General features: G+C 68.0%; 12 protein-coding genes. 5 read left to right on the top strand and 7 right to left on the bottom strand.

The window, feature by feature from the left end:
* Nucleotides 1–61: 61 nt before the first annotated feature.
* Nucleotides 62–1,162 carry a ferritin-like domain-containing protein gene (locus AAC071_RS13325; protein WP_339833238.1) on the bottom strand — a complete coding sequence of 367 codons (1,101 nt, stop codon included), beginning with the start codon at nucleotides 1,160–1,162 and terminating at the stop codon, nucleotides 62–64.
* A 79-nt stretch (nucleotides 1,163–1,241) separates the two neighbouring features.
* Nucleotides 1,242–1,562, bottom strand: coding sequence for a 2Fe-2S iron-sulfur cluster-binding protein (locus AAC071_RS13320; RefSeq protein WP_339833235.1), 321 nt, complete (start codon nucleotides 1,560–1,562; stop codon nucleotides 1,242–1,244).
* A 375-nt stretch (nucleotides 1,563–1,937) separates the two neighbouring features.
* On the opposite strand from AAC071_RS13320, the gene AAC071_RS13315 reads away from it, so the two are divergent.
* On the top strand, nucleotides 1,938–2,291 hold the full coding sequence (locus AAC071_RS13315; RefSeq protein WP_339833233.1) for a hypothetical protein: 354 nt from the start codon (nucleotides 1,938–1,940) through the stop codon (nucleotides 2,289–2,291).
* 6 nt (nucleotides 2,292–2,297) lie between these two features.
* On the opposite strand, the gene AAC071_RS13310 is transcribed toward AAC071_RS13315, so the two are convergent.
* The 5 genes from AAC071_RS13310 to AAC071_RS13290 all read right to left on the bottom strand — a co-directional run bounded on the left by AAC071_RS13310 (nucleotide 2,298) and on the right by AAC071_RS13290 (nucleotide 11,620).
* The gene (locus AAC071_RS13310) at nucleotides 2,298–6,497 is read right to left on the bottom strand and encodes a translocation/assembly module TamB domain-containing protein (RefSeq protein ID WP_339833230.1); all 4,200 of its coding nucleotides are present in this window, start codon (nucleotides 6,495–6,497) and stop codon (nucleotides 2,298–2,300) included.
* 13 nt (nucleotides 6,498–6,510) lie between these two features.
* Nucleotides 6,511–8,487, bottom strand: coding sequence for a BamA/TamA family outer membrane protein (locus AAC071_RS13305; RefSeq protein ID WP_339833227.1), 1,977 nt, complete (start codon nucleotides 8,485–8,487; stop codon nucleotides 6,511–6,513).
* A 477-nt stretch (nucleotides 8,488–8,964) separates the two neighbouring features.
* Complete coding sequence (locus AAC071_RS13300; RefSeq protein WP_339833224.1) at nucleotides 8,965–9,801, bottom strand: sulfotransferase; 837 nt, start codon at nucleotides 9,799–9,801, stop codon at nucleotides 8,965–8,967.
* Between the two features lie 35 nt (nucleotides 9,802–9,836).
* Nucleotides 9,837–10,838, bottom strand: a complete 1,002-nt coding sequence (locus AAC071_RS13295) for an SDR family oxidoreductase (RefSeq protein ID WP_339833222.1) — start codon at nucleotides 10,836–10,838, stop codon at nucleotides 9,837–9,839.
* A gap of 227 nt (nucleotides 10,839–11,065) precedes the next feature.
* Nucleotides 11,066–11,620, bottom strand: a complete 555-nt coding sequence (locus AAC071_RS13290) for a helix-turn-helix domain-containing protein (RefSeq protein WP_339833219.1) — start codon at nucleotides 11,618–11,620, stop codon at nucleotides 11,066–11,068.
* 306 nt (nucleotides 11,621–11,926) lie between these two features.
* On the opposite strand from AAC071_RS13290, the gene AAC071_RS13285 reads away from it, so the two are divergent.
* The 4 genes from AAC071_RS13285 to AAC071_RS13270 form a co-directional block, all read left to right on the top strand.
* Nucleotides 11,927–15,568 (top strand): autotransporter domain-containing protein, encoded by a 3,642-nt coding sequence (locus AAC071_RS13285; protein WP_339833216.1) that lies wholly within the window; start codon nucleotides 11,927–11,929, stop codon nucleotides 15,566–15,568.
* Between the two features lie 233 nt (nucleotides 15,569–15,801).
* On the top strand, nucleotides 15,802–16,008 hold the full coding sequence (locus AAC071_RS13280; RefSeq protein WP_339833213.1) for a hypothetical protein: 207 nt from the start codon (nucleotides 15,802–15,804) through the stop codon (nucleotides 16,006–16,008).
* 19 nt (nucleotides 16,009–16,027) lie between these two features.
* Nucleotides 16,028–16,738, top strand: a complete 711-nt coding sequence (locus AAC071_RS13275) for a helix-turn-helix domain-containing protein (protein ID WP_339833210.1) — start codon at nucleotides 16,028–16,030, stop codon at nucleotides 16,736–16,738.
* 194 nt (nucleotides 16,739–16,932) lie between these two features.
* Nucleotides 16,933–17,114, top strand: a 182-nt coding sequence (locus AAC071_RS13270; protein WP_339833207.1) for a hypothetical protein, incomplete at its 3' end; no start/stop codon positions are given.

Genomic DNA, 17,114 nt, shown 5'->3' with positions numbered 1-17,114 from the left:
CCCGGGGGGTGAGGATTCCGGCGGCATCGCGCCGCCGGAACCTCCTGTCGCTTCGCGCCGCCTAGGCGGCCGCTTCGCCGGTCGGATGACCGCCTTCCATCGCCTGCAGCACGCGGATGTCGTCGAACACCGGAATGCCCGCCTCATCGTACTTCTTGCGTGCTGTCGGCGTCAGCAGGCCGACACGGGCCAGCGCCGGCATCATCAGGTCCTTCAGCGCATGCACCTGTCCGGGCGGCAGGTCGCGGGTGATGCCCTGCTCCTCGGCCTCCTTGAGGCCCTTGAAGAAGTCGTCGGCATCGATGCCGCTATTGGTCAGCACTTCCATGAAACCCGGATCGACCTTGTTGGCGATCGTTCCGGCGGTCTGCGCCTTGACCAGAATGTTGACGGCCTGGAAGGCGAAATCGGCCAGTTCCTCCAGATCGTCCTTGTGCATCTTCTTGAACACCGGTCCGAGGAACACATGCCCGAACGAGACATGGCGGCTCTCGTCGCGCATCACGTTGAAGGTCAACTGCTTCAGCAGCGGGCAGGTGGTGGTGCGGTACATGTTGTTGAAGGCGCCGAGCGCAAGGCCCTCGACGATCATGTTCATGCCGATCATCACCTTCTCGTAGCGGTCCGACTGCAGCGTCACGTCGATCAGCTGCTTGAGCCAGGGCGACATCGGATAGATCAGCGCGATCTTGTCGCAATATTTCGAATAGACCTCGACATGCCGCGCCTCGTCCATGGTCTGTGTTGCGGCATAAAGCTTGGCGCCTTCGTCGGGCACCGAATGCGTGACGCAGGCTGCCGTCATCAGCGCGCCCTGTTCGCCATGCAGGAACTGCGACAGCAGTTGCGCCGTCGAATGAGCGGTGAAGGTTTCCTGCTGCGACTTCGACAGCTTCTTGAAGAACGGCATCTTGTGATAGATGTCGCTGTCGTTTGCGATCAGCGGGCGCGACGGATCGACTTCCGTGTCCCAGGGCAGCAGATCGTCGGAATCCCACTGATTCTGCTTGGCGCGCTTGTAGAGATCCTCGACCTTGTCTTCCGAAAAGATGTAGTTGAACGTCCAAGCGATATCCATCGGATTGCGGTAGATGTCGTCCGGCGTCATCGAGACTTTCCAGTCGCCTTTCGAGACGACCTTTGCTCCGGCATTGGCACTCATGGTCTTCCTCCTGAGTTGGCCGCTTGTTTTCTCTTCTGTGCGGCCGGTGGTTCCTGGTCTCGTTAGTGCTCTGTTCTCGCTAGTACTGGCGCGCGGGCGTCTTGACGACGAGCCCCGCGAGCGATGGTTCGACCTTGATCTGGCAGGAAAGCCGGCTGTTCGGTTGCACGTCGAAGGCGAAATCGAGCATGTCGCGTTCGAGCTCGTCCATCGGCGCGAGTTTCTCGAACCAGCCCTCCTCGACATAGACATGGCAGGTCGCGCAGGCGCAGGCGCCGCCGCAATCGCCCTCGATGCCGGGGATGGTGTAGCGCACCGCTCCCTCCATCACCGACAGCCCGTCGGCGACATCGACATTGTGTTCCGTGCCGTTGAACTCGATATAGGTGACCTTCGTCATGTTCCTCGCCGCCGGTCGTTTCCCGATGCTCCCGGCGCGGCGCCGGGATTAGGGCAAAGCCCCTAGAAAAAATGTACCTATTTCGGGCGCGCTGGCGCCGCGACAAGGTGTCCGCCCGGGCTTGCCGGGGTGCGGCAGATCGTCCGGCCCTTTTTGCTGCACTTGCGCAGGAATTTCTTGTGCGGCAGCGAAGAAAGCGCCGCCGCCGGACCCTCCGTAGACGGAAGAAGGGCACGTCGGCCGGGCCGGACCGGGCCGTTAACCCTGGCCGTTTCGGGTCCGAATCCGGCTGTGTCGGCCGCCGGGCTTTCCTGTATAGTTCTCCTCCGGAACGGTCCGCCGCGGTCGGGGGCGTTGCAGAAAGAGTGGTGTCGGATGAACGGAATTGAATTTGCCCCTGCAGGGCTCGGGCGCATCGCGGCCCTGCTGCTGGCCCTTGCGGCCTTTGCCGCGCCGGCGGCCATGGCCGAGGAGGCGCCGCCGCCGGCCGATGGCGACATCCACTACGAACTGTCCGACCCGGTCGACTCGCCGCCGGTCAACTACCGTTCGGGCTACGACGCCGAATACGACACGCAAGGCCTGCACGAGGCGGAGATGTATGCCGAGGAATATGAGCGCCGCAAGCGCGAGGAAGAGCGCCGCAAGCGCGAGCAGCTCGACAAGATCAACGACTTCACCAGCGGTGCGCGGACGACGAAGGGCATCACCGACGGGTCGCGCTACTGACCGGTCTCAATAGTCCCATTTCCAGTTGATGCCGCCGCCGCTTGAGGCGTCCTGGCCGATCCGCGTATCGACGCTGATATTCTCGTTGAGGTCGATCTCGACCTTGACCGATGAATCGCTGGCCAGCGCGCCCTGTTCGACGCCGACATAGAAGCCCTCGCGCAGATATTTCCCGGCCGCCACCGTTGTCCCGCCCGAGGCCCCGGCATCGACGCGCAGCACGTCGAGCCCGAGCGAACGCTGCATCTCGCCCAGCAGCCCGAAGCCGCCGATCCCGCCGGCGCCGGAAAGCTGCGCCGCCGTGTTGGCCAGCTGCGCGGCCTCGAAGGCACTGAGCTCGCCGACCCCCTTCTCGAACAGGATTCGCGAAATGATCTCGTCCTGCGGCATGTCGGGCTGCGCGCGCAGCGCGATGACGGGTGCCGAACCGCGTCCGCTGACCGCGACGGTCGCCTTGAAATCGCCGCGCCCGTAATCGAGGGCGATGTCGATCTCGGGATCGGGCGGGCTGGCGCCGCGGAAGGTGACGATCCCGCGCGACAGCGTGAAGCTCTTGCCGGCGAAGTCGAGCGTGCCGCGCAGGCTGCGCAGAACGCCGCTGATGCGCGGCGCATCGGCCGTGCCGCCGACGGTCAGATCGCCGCTCCACAACGCGTTGACGCCGCGGCCCGAAAGCTGCGCCGGCGGATTGCCGATCGCAAGCGCCAGGTCGAGCGCGACCGGGAAGGGCACCGCTTCCTCGACCGTCCGCCGCGCCGCGCCGTCGTCCGGCCCGTTGATCTCGATGACGGCGATATGCGGCACCCCGGAAGGCAGCTGCTCGGGAATGACGAACAGCGCGTCGGTCGTCGTCAGCGCGCCGCCGAGCCGGAACGGCTCTTCGCGGGTCGGCGGCAGCGCAGCGCCGGTCAGGGCCAGATCGCCGCTGATCGCCAGCGTCAGGTCGCGCCGCCGCGCCACCTGCAACCCGGAAAACCGTGCCGCGATCCGCACCGCCTCTGCGCGGTCGGCCGCCAGCGAGATCGTGCCCCCGGCATCGAGCCGCCCGGCGCCGCCGTCGCGCGCCGTCAGCGTGAAATCCAGCACCTCGCTGCGTGCCCCCTCGATCCGCAGCGTGACGTCGCGGAGCGCCGTGCCGGTGACGAAATTCTCGAACGTGCCCTTGTCGAGCGTGGCGCGGCCCGAAAACAGCGGCGCCGAAATATCGCCGCTGGCGCCGAGCGCGATCGCGGCATCGCCGGTCAGCCGCTGCCCGGGGAGATCGGCCAGCGCCATCAGCGAGGCGATCGGCCCGTGCCAGGTCAGGTCGCCGCTGACCGCGCCGCGCGCCGCCAGCATCGGCCAGGCGCCGGCCGGATCGCGCACCAGCGGCAGCGTGGCATTGAGCCGGAACGGCTCCTCGGAAACGCCATGCGCCAGCGCCGTCAGCGTCAGCCGCCGCGCCGCCCACGTGGCGTCGAGCGTCGCATCGAAGGCGGGCTGCGTGTCGAGCCCGGCATCGGTCAGCCGCACGCCGGCAAAGCGCAAGGCCATCTCGCCGCTTTCGCGCCCGCTGTCGAGCCGCACCCGGCCGCTCATTGTGCCCCCCGCCGCATCCGACGGCAGCAGCGGCGTCAGCAGCGCCAGCGGCAGCGTCTCGGCCTCGAAGGAAAGCTGCACCGCGCGGCGGCCGAGCCGCATCGCGCCGTCGAGCCGCCCGGCGCCGTCGGGCCCGGCAAATGCAAGCGCCAGTTGCGGCATCTCGAGCCCGCCCCCCGCTGGCATCCCGAGCCGCAGCGGCTGGGCGAGCGCCATCGAGGTCTCGCCCAGCGTCAGCGACAGCGCCGTCACCGTCAGCGCGTCCGCCTGCCAGATCCCGTCGGCCGAAAACGCGACCGGCTCGTTGCGCAGCGTCAGCCGCTCGCCGGCGAGCCGGGCCTCGAGCGCAATGGCGTCGAAGGGGCCCGTCGCACGGGCGGCGATTTCATTGAAGACCGTGTTGCCGGCCGCGCCGCCCGCCGCGCCGAGCCGCGCCGCAATCCGGCCGGCGCCATGGAGGTCGCGAAGCGCCGCCGTCAGTTCGACCTGGTCGAGCGACAGCGTCTCGCCGGCAAGGGCCGCGAGATCGAGCTCGATCCGCCGCGCCGTCAGCGACAGACTGGCATCCTGCATCCCCTGCCGCTCGCCGAGCGTCAGCGCCATCTCGCCGCGCCCTTCGAGCGCCAGCCCGGCCAGCCGCCCGAGCGGCGCCAGCGCCACCCGCCGCCCGGCGATCTCGCCCGCGGCGATCCCGTCGGGCGACAGCGTCACCGCGCCGGTCAGGGCCGCGCCGAACATGTCGGCCTCGATCGCGGCGAAACGCGCCCCGCCGGCCGCGGGCAGCGTCACCTGCGTTGCGATCCGCGCCCGCCCGTCATCGCCCTCGAGCAGCAGCAGCGCCGGGCCGCTGCCGCCTTGCGTCAATGTCGTGTCGAGCGTCGCCCGCGCGATGTCGATGCCGGCTGCCGCGCCGTCGCGGAGTTCGGCCGCAAGCACCAGCCGCGCCGCGCCCGGGGCGCCGCTGATCTGCGCCTCGGCCGTCAGCGCGCCGCGTGCCACATCGCCGGCAACATCGCCGATCTCGGCAAGCGTCAGCACCGCGGCGCCGTCCATCGCGCCGGCCGCGGTCATCGCGAAGCGCCCCGTGAGCCGGTTGTCGCCGGCCGCCGCCGCGACATCGCCGAGCGACCAGCCGCCGCCTGCATCGAACCCGGCATCGCCTTCGGCCGTCAGCCCGGCCGCCAGCAGCCGGTCGAGCGCCGCATCGCCGGTCGCGACCGGCCCGGCCCGCAAGGTCAGCCGCCCGCTGCCCCGGCCATCGGCGAAACGGAACCCCTCGATGCGCGCCTCGACCGCGCCCGACATTGTCTGTCCACTGAGTATCCCGAGCGGCGCCAGATCGGCGAACACGGCCTCGATATCGCCGTCGGCTTCCGCCGCGCCGCTGCCGAGATCGATCCCGGCCCGCCCGGCGAAATGCGCCGTGCCGCCGAGCCCGCTCAGCGCCGCCGTCGCGATCGTCGCCTGGCTCAGCGCCGCATCGGCCTGGCCGGTCAGTTGCCAGCCGCCCGGTCCGGCATCGCCGCCCGCGCCGTCGAACAGCGCCGCGAGGCCCTCGGCCGTCCCCGCCGCCTCGATGTCGTAATGCCCGCCGCGCCGCACCGCCGTTGCATCGCCGGCCAGCGTCAGCCCGCCGGCCGCCACGCGCGCCTCGGCCAGCCGGTAGCTGTCGGAACCGGTCTGGGCCAGCCGCCCGCTGGCGGTCAGCGCCCTTGCGTCATCGAGGAAATCGAGTTCGCGCGCCACCGTGTCGCCCTCGGCCGCGAGCCGGAAACGGAGATTGGCCCGCTCGCCCAGCGCGCCATGCGCATCGGCCTCGAGCACCAGCGCCGGCCCGGCATCGACCGCGGCCCGCCCGGTCATCAGCCCGGCCAGGCTCTGCCCGTCGATCTCGATGGCAAGCCGCCCGACGCCGTCGAGCCCGGCCAGCCGCGCCAGGGCGCTGGGCCGCCCGGCCTCGCCATCGGCAAGGCTGAGCTTCAGCAAGCCCCGTTCGGGCCCGGCGAGGAAGCGGTATTGCAGATCGGCATGGCCGGCGCCGCCATCCGGCCGCTGCAGCAGCAGCGCGATGTCGCTTTCGCGCCGCCCATGCAGCAGATGGCCCTGCGCGGTGAAACGGATCTCCTCGCCGGCCAGCGCCGCACCGAACGTCATGTCGCGCGCATTGAAATTGTCGAGCCGCAGCGTGACCGGCAGCACCGGCAGGCGCGGCAGCACGAAATCCTCGCTTTCGCTTCCGCTCTCGGCCGCCAGCGGCGCCCGCGCGACATCGAGCCCGCTGAGGTCGAGCCGCGTGACGTGAACCTCGCCGCGCCACAGAGCCAGCGGCCGCCAGTCGAGTTCGAGGCTCTCGAGCGTCGCCCAGACGCCCTCGGCATCGGAAACGCGGATATCGCCGAGCCTGAGCCGTCCGGGCCAGACGCCGTCGAGCTGGCCGATCTCGATCTGCGTCTCGCCGTCCCGCGCCGCCGCCAGCGCGGCATCGAGCAGCCGCTCGCGCAGCGGCGCGATGTTGACGAGCCCCAGCCCCAGCGCGATCGCGGCGAGCCCCAGCCCGAGCGCGAACAGCAGCACGGCGAGCGCCCGCCGCGCCAGCATCCCGCCGAAATTCTGAGTCGTGTCCGCCATCAGCCCCTTTCCATCAAAATGCCTGCCCCAGTGACACATAGATCTGGAAGGCATCGTCGATGCCGCGCCGCCGGTCGAGCGGCACCGCAACGTCGAAGCGCACCGGCCCGATCGGCGTGTAATAGCGCAGGCCCAGCCCCGCGCCCCACAACAGCCCGTCATCGAAGGTGGGCGCCAGGCTCTCATAGGCCTGCCCGCCATCGACAAAGCCGACCACGCCGATCGTCTCGCTGACGCGGTAGCGCGCTTCGGCCCCGGCCTCGGCGACCGAGCGCCCGCCCAGCGGCGTGCCGGTGGCGCTGAGCGGCCCGGCCAGCTGGTAGCCATAGCCGCGCACCGAGCCGCCGCCGCCGGCATGGAAGCGCAGCGAGCCCGGCACATCGGTGGTGGCATCGGCCAGGATCGAGCCGTAGCGCGCCCGGAGCGCCAGCGTCAGCGCCGGCCCGAAGCGGAAATAGGTCGCGCCCGTGGCCTCCAGCCGCGCAAAGCTGGTCGCTTCCCGGTCGGCGCCGCCGAAATAGGGCGCGCCGGCCAGCGTCGCCCGCACGCCTTCGCCGGGGTCGAACAGATCGTCGGAACTGTCGTAGCGCATGACCACCGGAAACCCGATCAGCTGATAATCGGTCCGCCCGTTGGCATCCTCGGTCTCGGTCAGCTCGAAACTGACGCCGGCGCTGCCGGTCAGCCGCGCCCCGAACGGGCGCTCCAGCGAGGCGCCGGTGCGCAAGCGATATTCGTTATAGGCATCGGTGCGCGCATTGGCGATCTCGGCACTGACGAGCAGGCTCTGCTTCGGCCGCAGGAAGTTGGGCTTGCGGAACTCGGCCGTGCCCTTCTGTTCGATCTCGGCGATCGACAGCCCCAGCACCAGCTTCTCGGCCCGGCCGAACAGGTTGCGATGCTCCCAGCTGCCGCGCACGCCGGCCCCCTCGCTCGACGACCAGGCGGCACCCAGCCGCACCGTGCGCGGCGCCCGCTCGGCAAGTTCGATTTCCTGCACCGCGCGGCCATCGGCGTCGACCGCGCCCGACGTCACCGACACGCTCTCGAACAGGCCGCTGTCCCTGAGTGCCGCCGTCGTCGCATCGACCGCGCGCCGGTCGTAGGGCGCGCCGGGCGTGATCCTGGCCAGCGAGGTCACATAGTCGGCCTCGGTCCGCCCGTCGGGGTTGCGCACCAGCAGCGGCCCGAACAGCAGCCGCGGGCCCGCCGTGATGGTCAGCGTCACATCGGCCTGGCTCGACGAGAGATCGACCACCACCCGCCTTTCGGCAAGCTCGGCCTGCGGATAGCCGTGATTGTGCAGATATGCGACCGCCGCCCGCGTCAGGTCGATGACGCGCGCGGCCCGCACCGCGCGCTCGGGCGCAAGGCCCAGCGCCGCCCCGTCGCGCGGCAGCCCGCGTGCCTCGGCCTCGCCCTCGGGCAGATCGGGATAGACGATCTCGAAACGGCGGATCATCGCCCGCTGTGCCAGCACCACCTGATAGATCACCTCGAAGCCGCCGCCCGCCGCCTCGCGGATGACCGGCGTCACCCGTCCGTTGTAATAGGCTTCCGAGCGCAGCACCTCGACCAGGCGCCGGCTGTCTTCCTGGGCCCTTCGGCGCAATTGCGCCAGCGTCGTCGGCGGCGGCACGCCGTCTTCGGCCTCGGCGTCGAGTTCGCGTGCGTCTTCGAGCATCTGCCGCAGATCGTCGGGGACCCGCCGCCCGCTGACCCGCGTCGTGAAGGAAAGTTCGCCCGGCACCCGTTCCCAGGAAGGCGCCGCCGCCGCCGCGTCGCGCGCCACTTCCTTGTCCGCCTCCGCCGCTTCGGCCGCGTCTGCCGCGCGCGCGACATCCGGCGCCGCAAAGGCAATCAGCGCGACCAGCGCCAGAACAACCGCACCTCTCTTCCCACCCTCCCCTTGTGGGGTGAGGCGCGGTTTGCGGCACGCAAACGAAAAGGTCCGGTGGACCTTTTCGAGCGCCGAACGCCCGGAGCGCAAGCGCAGGGCCGGGCCGTCAAACGATCGCAGATCGTTTGGGGCGGGGGACTCCGCTATCGGTGATTGGCGGGCGTCATGTTGCCCGTTCCCGTCCCAACCATTCAGTGTCATCCCGGGATTTATTCCCGGGACCCAATCCACGTCGATGCTTGTTGCCGGAATTGTTCGTGCCCCGGCGCGGCGCCGATGCATGGCTTCTTTATCTCTGCCGAGGGAAGCGCCGGCCGGAAACCACACCGCACGAAACCAGGCCGAAAGGCCCCGCAGCCCCGTCCGGGCGGCCGGCACCGCCATCCGGCCGCGCCGGCCCCATATGCGGGCATCCCTCACCCGCATGGTCGCTCCGCCGCCGAGGCACCGCCCGCGCTCATTGCCACTCCACTTGCCGTGCGCCGCCGGCGCCCGAATTCACCATTAAGGGGCCATAATGGCAGAAAATGGCGGCAAGGGGGCATTCGCCGCCGGCGCGGGGCGCTTCTATGAGGTCGGATATCCCCATCGGGCGACGAAGCCGACATCGCCGGGGTCGAAGGCGGCGTCGGGCTGCCGGCGAAAGCGCCCGCTCGAGGCGGGGGTCTCGACCGTGGCGGCGAACCGGCTGATGACCGCCTCGGGGGGCTGGTGCCCCAGGAAGCGGCAGAGCGCGCCGCACACCGCCGCCGGTTCGCGGCACAGCCGGTCGAAGTCGAGAAACATCACGCGCTCGGGATGGCGCCGGGCGATGGCGCGCATCCGCCGATGCGCGGCACACCAGTAGGCCAGCGAGTCGCGTGGCGTGAGCGCGATGTCGCGGTTGAGAAGAACCGGCCCCCAGAGCTGCAGCTGGTTCTGGTTCTCGCTGAACGCCATGTCGAGTCCGTTGCGGGTGACATGGACATAGCGCAGCCTCGGGTCGAGTTCGAGCAGCCGGTCGATGACGATATGCGTATTGGGCGCCTTCCATCCCCAGCGGGCGGGCACCGCCATGTCGGCCGTGTCGAGCAGCGAGGCGGCGCGCGCGCGCAGCCAGTCGGCCTTGTGCTGCGGGCGCGGCCGCGCCGCCAGCGCCTCCACGATGCGCGACAGGCGCGCATCGGCATCGAGGCCGCCGGTCATCCGGCGATAGAAGATGCGCACCAGGCGCTCGAAGACATGCGGCGGCTCGACCAGCACGTCGGGGCGGATGAAGAGCAGCGTGAACCACAGATTGTCATGGGCGCGGTTGAGGTCCGATCCCATGTAGTAGCCGGCATCGTCAAGGAAGCGGGCGACCACCCGCGTGCCGCTGCCGCCGATCGCGCCGACGGCCACCGGTGCCGGTTGCGAAGCTGTCATGAAGCCCCCCGTCCGCGCCGCATCGGCGCCCCCGCTCAGCGCTTCAGCACCGCCTTGACCAGCGGCCCGTAAGGCGAGCCGCCCAGCATCGCCAGCTGCTGCTGCGCCGAGACATCGTTGATCGGCTCCTGCGGCCGCGCGACGGGGTGCACCGCGCGCCGCAACGGCCGCGTGCCGGCCGGCATCGCGATGATATCGGCAATCGCGCGCGGCACATCCATCGGGTCGGTGTCGCCGCCGCCGCCGCCGGCAACCCCCATCTGCGCCGTCATCTGCGGATAGGCGGCCAGCAGCGCCTCCGGCGTCCGCGCCTTGAGCGCCGCCGTCGGCGCCAGCTGCTTCTCCCAGATTTTCGTCGGATAGCCGCCGGGCTGGATGATCGTCACCTCGATCCCCTGCGCCACCGTCTCATAGGCGAGCTGCTCGCTCAGCGCCTCGAGCGCGAACTTGGTCGGCGAATAATGCCCGACGCCCGGAACGATCAGCCGCCCGAGCTGCGAGGTGACATTGAACACCTGCCCCGCGCCGGCCGCGCGCATCGAAGGCAGCAGCGCCCGGCACATCCGCTGCGCGCCGAACACATTGGTGTCGAAGATCAGCCGCGTCGCTTCCATGTCCTGGACCTCGATCGGCCCCGACAGCGCCATGCCGGCATTGTTGACCAGCACGTCGATCGTCCCGCCGGCTTCCGCAAGCGCCTGCGCCACGCCTTCCGCAACTTGCGCCTCCGAGGTCACGTCGATCTCGATCACGCTGATGTCGAGCCCGTCGCTGGCCGCCAGCGCCCGCAGCTCGTCGGCTTCCGCGCGCGGCAGGTTGCGCATGGTCGCGAACACCTTGGCGCCCAGCCGCGCATAATGCTCGGCGCCCAGCCGGCCGAAGCCCGACGAACAGCCGGTGATCAGGATCGACTTGCCCGAAAGGTCGGGCGCCGCCGCCGCCGTTTCGGCCCGCGCGCGCGCGCCGCCGGCGGCCAGTGCGGCCGCGGCCACGCCCATCATCAGGTGACGGCGGTTGATCGCGCCTGTGTTCGTCATCGGAAGCTCCTCGTGTTTCATTTTCCCGCGCGCCGCCCGCAACCGGCGCCGCAGCGCGCGCCTTGACGGCTCAAGCGGCCATCATGGCAGAAAAGCGCGGGGAGGGGGGCGGGGCGGGGCGAAAAAGGCGCATGGCGCCTATGCGCCAGAAGCAGACTTTCCTTCGCCCGGCTCGTCGGTAAGGCCGGCACCATCCGCGCGAGCACTTTGCCGACGGCCTAAGGCGATCAGCTCTCACCCCAGCCGTGGCGGAAAATGCCGATGACGGCTTCGATGTGCCGTTTGACGAAGGCATCTGAAAAAGGCTCTTTCTTCCAGATGCGCCGCGCACCGGCGGGCGAGACGAAGACGAAGTTCATCGCTCCCGCCAGCGCATAAAAGTCGTAGACGCTTTTCGGGCGGCCGCTCGCTTGCGAGATCATGTCGGCAAAGCGGCTGACATGCTTCTCGGCGATGTAGTCGCGGCGGCCGGACTCCACATTCGCTTCGCGCATGATGAAGTTCAGCATTTCCGGATGGCGCGCGCTGCCGCGGATATAGGCCGCGATGAGCGCGGCCAGCTGGTCGCCCCCGCGCTTGGGGAGTTCATCTGCGAACAATTCCCGGATGGCGGTCTCCGACTGAGCGAAGGCCAGATCCACCGCTTCCCGCCACAGCGCGTCCTTGCTGTCGAAGTGATACCTCAACAAACCGCGCTGGACACCGGCCTCTTCCTCCAGGGCAGCCACAGTCACGCCCTCGAAGCCGACGGTCGCAAACATCTCGATGGCCGCCGCCAGCAATCGCTGGCGGGTCTCTTCGGCACGCTTCTGCTGCGCCCTCTGGCGCGTTTTGGGGGAACGCAAGGTCATTTGACGCAAGACACTATCAGAGTCGGCACCCGAATTAACCAGATACTATTTTTACTCTTGAACAAAAATAATTATTTTCTCTAGTATGCAAAATTAGTGAAGTGTTCATCGTGACTTTGAGCTCCGCCATCCGGCGGAAGGGGGCGTCCGCTCTTTAAAAGATCGCGTGAAAAGAGCGCGTGCAATTTCAAACGGGGGGTGACGGGTCGTCATGTATCGCGGCTCGCGAATGGGGCAATGGCAAATCTGAATGCACTCGCGGCGCGGCGGAAGGCGCGCCGGGCGAAATTTTTGGACAATCGCTGGTTCGTTCAGTCGCTCACGGCACTCGGCCTGACCCTGACGGTCATGTCCGGCACGGCCTCGGCGGCGGATGCCACCTGGACCGGCACAACGGCCGATTACAACACCGGCACCAACTGGGACACGAGCACCGTCCCCGGTTCGGGCGACACCGCCACCTTCGACAATACCGCCACCAACCAGAGCGTCACTTTTTCATCGAGCCCGATCAGCGTCGGTGGCTGGACGCTCAACAGCGGGAACTACGATTTCACGATCGGCAGCGGTCAGCACCTCACTTTCGACGGTGCCGGCATCATCAACAATGGCGCCAACATCGTCGACAGCTTCGCCATCACGAATGAGGGCAGGCTGGACTTCTCCGGCGCCAGCTCAGTGAGCGGCGGCAGCTTGAGCACCACCATCACCACCAACAGCGGAGGCACCACCTACATCGGTGACACCGCCAGCGCCAGCAACGCGCGTTTCTACATGTATGGCACAGGCTCACTCGACATCTCCGGCCTTGCGAACAGCGGCACCACCGTCAGCTTGTTTGGGGGGAGCGGCGACATCTTTCTCGGTTCGAAGAACCTGACATTCGGCGGCACCAGCGTGGTCGCCACTTTTTCCGGCGTGATCCAGGACGGCGGCGACGGCGGCGGCACCGGCGGTTCGCTGACCAAGGACGGGGGCGCCAGCGTACTGACGCTGAGTGGCGCCAACACCTATACCGGCGGAACGGCGATCAACAGCGGCACGGTCGTGATCGGCAACGACAGCGCGCTCGGGACCGGCGATGTCACGATGGCGAGCGGAGCGAACATGTTCTTCGCCGGCGATTACACCGTCGCCAACAATTTCGGGCTGACCGGCAATACTTACTTCAACGTCGTTACTGGCTCTGCCAGCACACTCTCCGGGATCATTTCCGACACCGGCGTCACGCCCGGTGTATTGAACAAGTCGGGCAGCGGCACGCTGGCGCTCTCCGGCGCCAACACCTATACGGGCGGCACGGCCATCAATGCCGGTACGGTTACGGTTGCCGACGACGATGCGCTCGGCACGGGCGATGTGACGATGACAGGAGCGGCGACGCTCGGCTTTGCCAGCGGCACTTTCACCCTCGCCAACAATTTCGGCCTGACGGGCACGCCGACCTTCTTTGTCGATACCGGCAATACCGACACCATCTCCGGTGTGATCTCCGACAGCGGCGCGACGCCCGGCGCGCTTGAAAAGACGGGCGATGGAACGCTCGTGCTGACCGGCATCAACACCTATAGCGGCGGCACCATCGTCAATGGCGGCACGCTGAATGTCCTGGCCGATAGCGGGCTCGGCGATTCCTCGGGCGGCGTCACGCTCGACGACGGCACGCTGCAATGGGGAGCGGCTTTCGATTCTGCGCGCGACATCGCTCTGGGCAGCGGCGGCGGCACCTTCGATACCAACGGCTATAGCTCCACGCTTTCCGGCGTGATCTCCGGCGATGGCGCATTCACCAAGAAGGGCGCTGGCACGCTGACGCTGTCGGGCGTGAACACCTTTACCGGCGATACGACGGTGAATGCTGGCAACCTCGCGATCAGCGGATCGCTGGCGTCAAGCCAGATCACTGCAAGCGGCGGCACTCTGCGGTATATCGGCTCCGGCACGGCAGGCAGCGCCACCCTCACCAGTACCCTCTACAGCATTGACTTCTACGGCAACAGCACGGCCGCCAACGCCACCATCATCGACAACTGGAGCCTGGGATTCCACGACTCCAGCTCGGCCGGCAGCGCAAACATCACCAGCGGCCAGTTCATGGACTTCAGCGATTCCAGCACGGCCGGCAACGCTACCATCGTCAACAATCACAACCTGTCCTTTGCCAACACCAGTACGGCCGACAACGCAACGATCACCAACAACGATGCCTCCGCGAACTTCTACGATACCGCCAGCGGTGGCACCGCGCGCTTCATTCTGAACGGTACCGGCAATCTCGACATTTCCGGTCTCTCAAGCAGTGGCACGACCGTCGGCTCCATCGAGGGGGATGGCATTGTTTATCTCGGTTCCAAGACCCTCACGGTGGGCGGCAACGATCTCGACACCACCTTCTCCGGCACGATACAGGATACCGGCGGCTACGTTTCCGACACAGGCGGCTCGCTGACCAAGGAGGGAACCGGCAATCTGACCCTTTCCGGCGCCAGCGCCTACACCGGCGCAACGACGGTGAACGGCGGAACGCTGTTCGTCGACGGATCGCTCGGCAGCTCCAGCCTGCTGACGGTCAATTCAGGCGGCATACTTGGCGGCAGGGGCGCGGTGGCAAACACCGTGATCGCCAGCGGCGGCACGCTGGCGCCGGGCAACTCCATCGGCACGATCACGGTCGCCGGCAATCTCACACTGTCTTCCGGCTCAACCTATGCCGTGGAGGTCTCGCCGAGCGCGGCCGACATGACGATCGTGACGGGAACGGCAACGATTGCGGGCACCCTCACCACGACCTATTCCGGCGGCAGCTATACGGCGGGGACCCAATACACGCTCCTCAGTTCCGTCGGCGGGCTGAGCGGTACTTTCGCGAGCGTCAGCTCGACGAACCTGCCCTACGGCTTCATCGCGGATGTGAGCTACGATCCGAACAATGTGTTCGTGACCCTGACGCAATATCTCGATTCCGGCGAGGGACAGATCTACGCGAGCGGAACCACGGCGGCCATCGCCGATCAGCGGATGCTCCGCAACGCCGTTCTGGACCACCTGCTTGCGCCGGGAGACGGCACGGTGCTCTGGGGCCAGGGCTTCGGCGGCTACAACAAGTTCGACGACGGGCTGACGATCGACCATCACCACAGCGGCGCCATCGCCGGTTTCGATCTGCCGCTCGACAACGGACTCCGCGCCGGTGTGGCCGCCGCCTATACGAGCGCCGACACCTCCGTCCCGGCCCATGACGGCAGCGCCGACGGCGATGCCGGTCATGTACTCGTCTATGCAAGCTGGACGGAGGGGCCCTTCGCACTGCGTGGCGGCGCCGCGCTCGGCTGGGGCAGCAGCGATGTCACGCGCAGCGTTTCCTCGGTGGGCGAAACCAACACAAGCAACCGGCCCTTCCGGACGGAACAGGTATTCGCGGATGCGGGCTATGCCTTCGACATCGCGGGCGCGAGCCTCGAACCGCATCTCGGCCTTGAGCATGTTCGCGCCTCGACCGGCTCCTTTCAGGAGACCGGCGGACCTCTCTCGAATTTCTCGGGCGCCGGCAGCGATGCCTCCGCCACCTTTACAACGCTCGGCATCCGGGCGCTCGTCGACAGCATTCCGGCCGGACCGTTCAAGGTGAGGCCGAGCTTCGATCTGGGCTGGCGGCGCGGTTTCGGCCTGTCCCGTCCCCGCCAGAGCGTAACGGTCAACAACACGGGACAGGCCTACGTCTTCTACGGAACCCCGCTTGCGGAGGATGCGCTCACCGTGAATCTCGGCGCGGATATTCTCATCGCACCTTCGTTGCGCCTGCATCTCGGTTACGACGGCTTCCTGTCCAGCCATTCCCGCGACAACGCCGTCACCGGTAGACTGGCGTGGAGATTCTGAGGAAGATGCAGCATGCTGTATGTCCGCTTCGGGTCACAACCGGACAACGGCCCTCCCTTCCAACGTTTCACTCTCCGGCGCTCGATCCACCTTTCTCCGCCTCCCGCGTGAGCAGCTTCCCCCCGTTCCCCCATTCTCCGCTGGCGGGCAATCCCCCGATAGGCGACACTGCCCCCGGCGCCCTCCGGCAAGCGGAAGCGCCGCCGGGAGAACACCATGAAAGACGGCTCGAAATGATCGCCCGCGCTTTCCGCCCGCTGCTGACAATCCTGGTCACGGTTCTGGGCCTCGCCTTCGCCGCCTCGGTCTTTTCGCCTTCGGCCCGCGAGCTGATCGAAGATGCCGTGCCGGTCTGGGAGAAAACGCGCCCCGCCGAGGACAAGGTGCGCCAATGGCTCGGCCTGCCGGCAAGGGATCGCGGGCTCTGGCCCTTCGACTGAGCCCCGTTTGACCCCCCTAATGCATCGCATTACCCTCTCTCCCATGAACGATCCCGAAACCGCGCAGAAGCCGGGCCGGCGCAACGACACGCGCCTGCGCCTGATGCAGGCCGCCGAAAGCCTTTTCGGCGAGCGCGGGCTGCATGGTGTCACCCTGAAGGAGATCAACGCGGCCGCCGGCCAGCGCAATGAATCGGCGCTGCATTATCATTTCGGCTCCAAACCGCAACTCGTCGACGCCATTCTTTCCCACCGCGCCCGGCAGATCGACCGCCGCCGCGTCGAGAAGCTCGACGCGCTGGCCGCCGCCGGCGCCGCGCCGGCGCTGCGCGCCGTGCTGCGCGCCACCTTCGAGCCCATCACCGAGCTGCTCGACAGCGACGACGGCGTCCGCTTCGTGCGCTTCGCCGCCCAGGTGCTCAACGATCCGGATTTCGACCTGCCCTCGGTCGCGCTGCGCAGCGGCTATGAAGGCATTTCCCGCGCCAACGCGCTCGTCGTCGCGGCGCTGGGCGACCTGCCGCCCGAAATCGCGGTCCAGCGCCAGCGCTTCATGCTGGAAATGGCGCTGACCTCGCTGGCGATCTGGACCCGCCGCGGCGACGCCACGGCCGACGCCGCGGCCCGCGCCTTCTTCGTCGCCAACCTCCTCGACGAAATCGCCGGCGCCCTCGAAGCCCCCGTCGCCGAGGAAACGCTGGCCGCGCTGCAGGCCACGCAAAAAGCCTGAGCCGCGCCTCTTTCTCACCATTGAATAAAAGTGTCACCCCGGCGAAAGCCGGGGCCCAATCCACGTCGCCGCAAGCGGCGAAGGAAGAAATTGGCACGCGGAGACGCGGCCTGTCCGCCGTAGCTGCGACCCGTCCGCCGAAGCTCCGACCTGTCCTCCGAAGCTGCAAAGCAGCGCAGGAGGAAGGAGCGTAGGTGGAAGCAGCGCAGGAGGAAGGCGCGGAGAAGGGAAGAATGGTTCACGCAGAGGTGCAGAGACGCAGAGAAGAAAAGGATTTTGGCGCTGCGCGCCGGATAGTGTTGATGCGTTTGCCAAAACCAAAAGTGTCACCCCGGCGAAAGCCGGGGTGTGGATTCACATTTGAAGTGCAACAGTT

Origin of the sequence: uncultured Parvibaculum sp., assembly GCF_963975745.1 — a bacterium.
GTDB lineage: Bacteria > Pseudomonadota > Alphaproteobacteria > Parvibaculales > Parvibaculaceae > Parvibaculum.
This window is presented reverse-complemented; position numbering and strand designations above follow the sequence as displayed.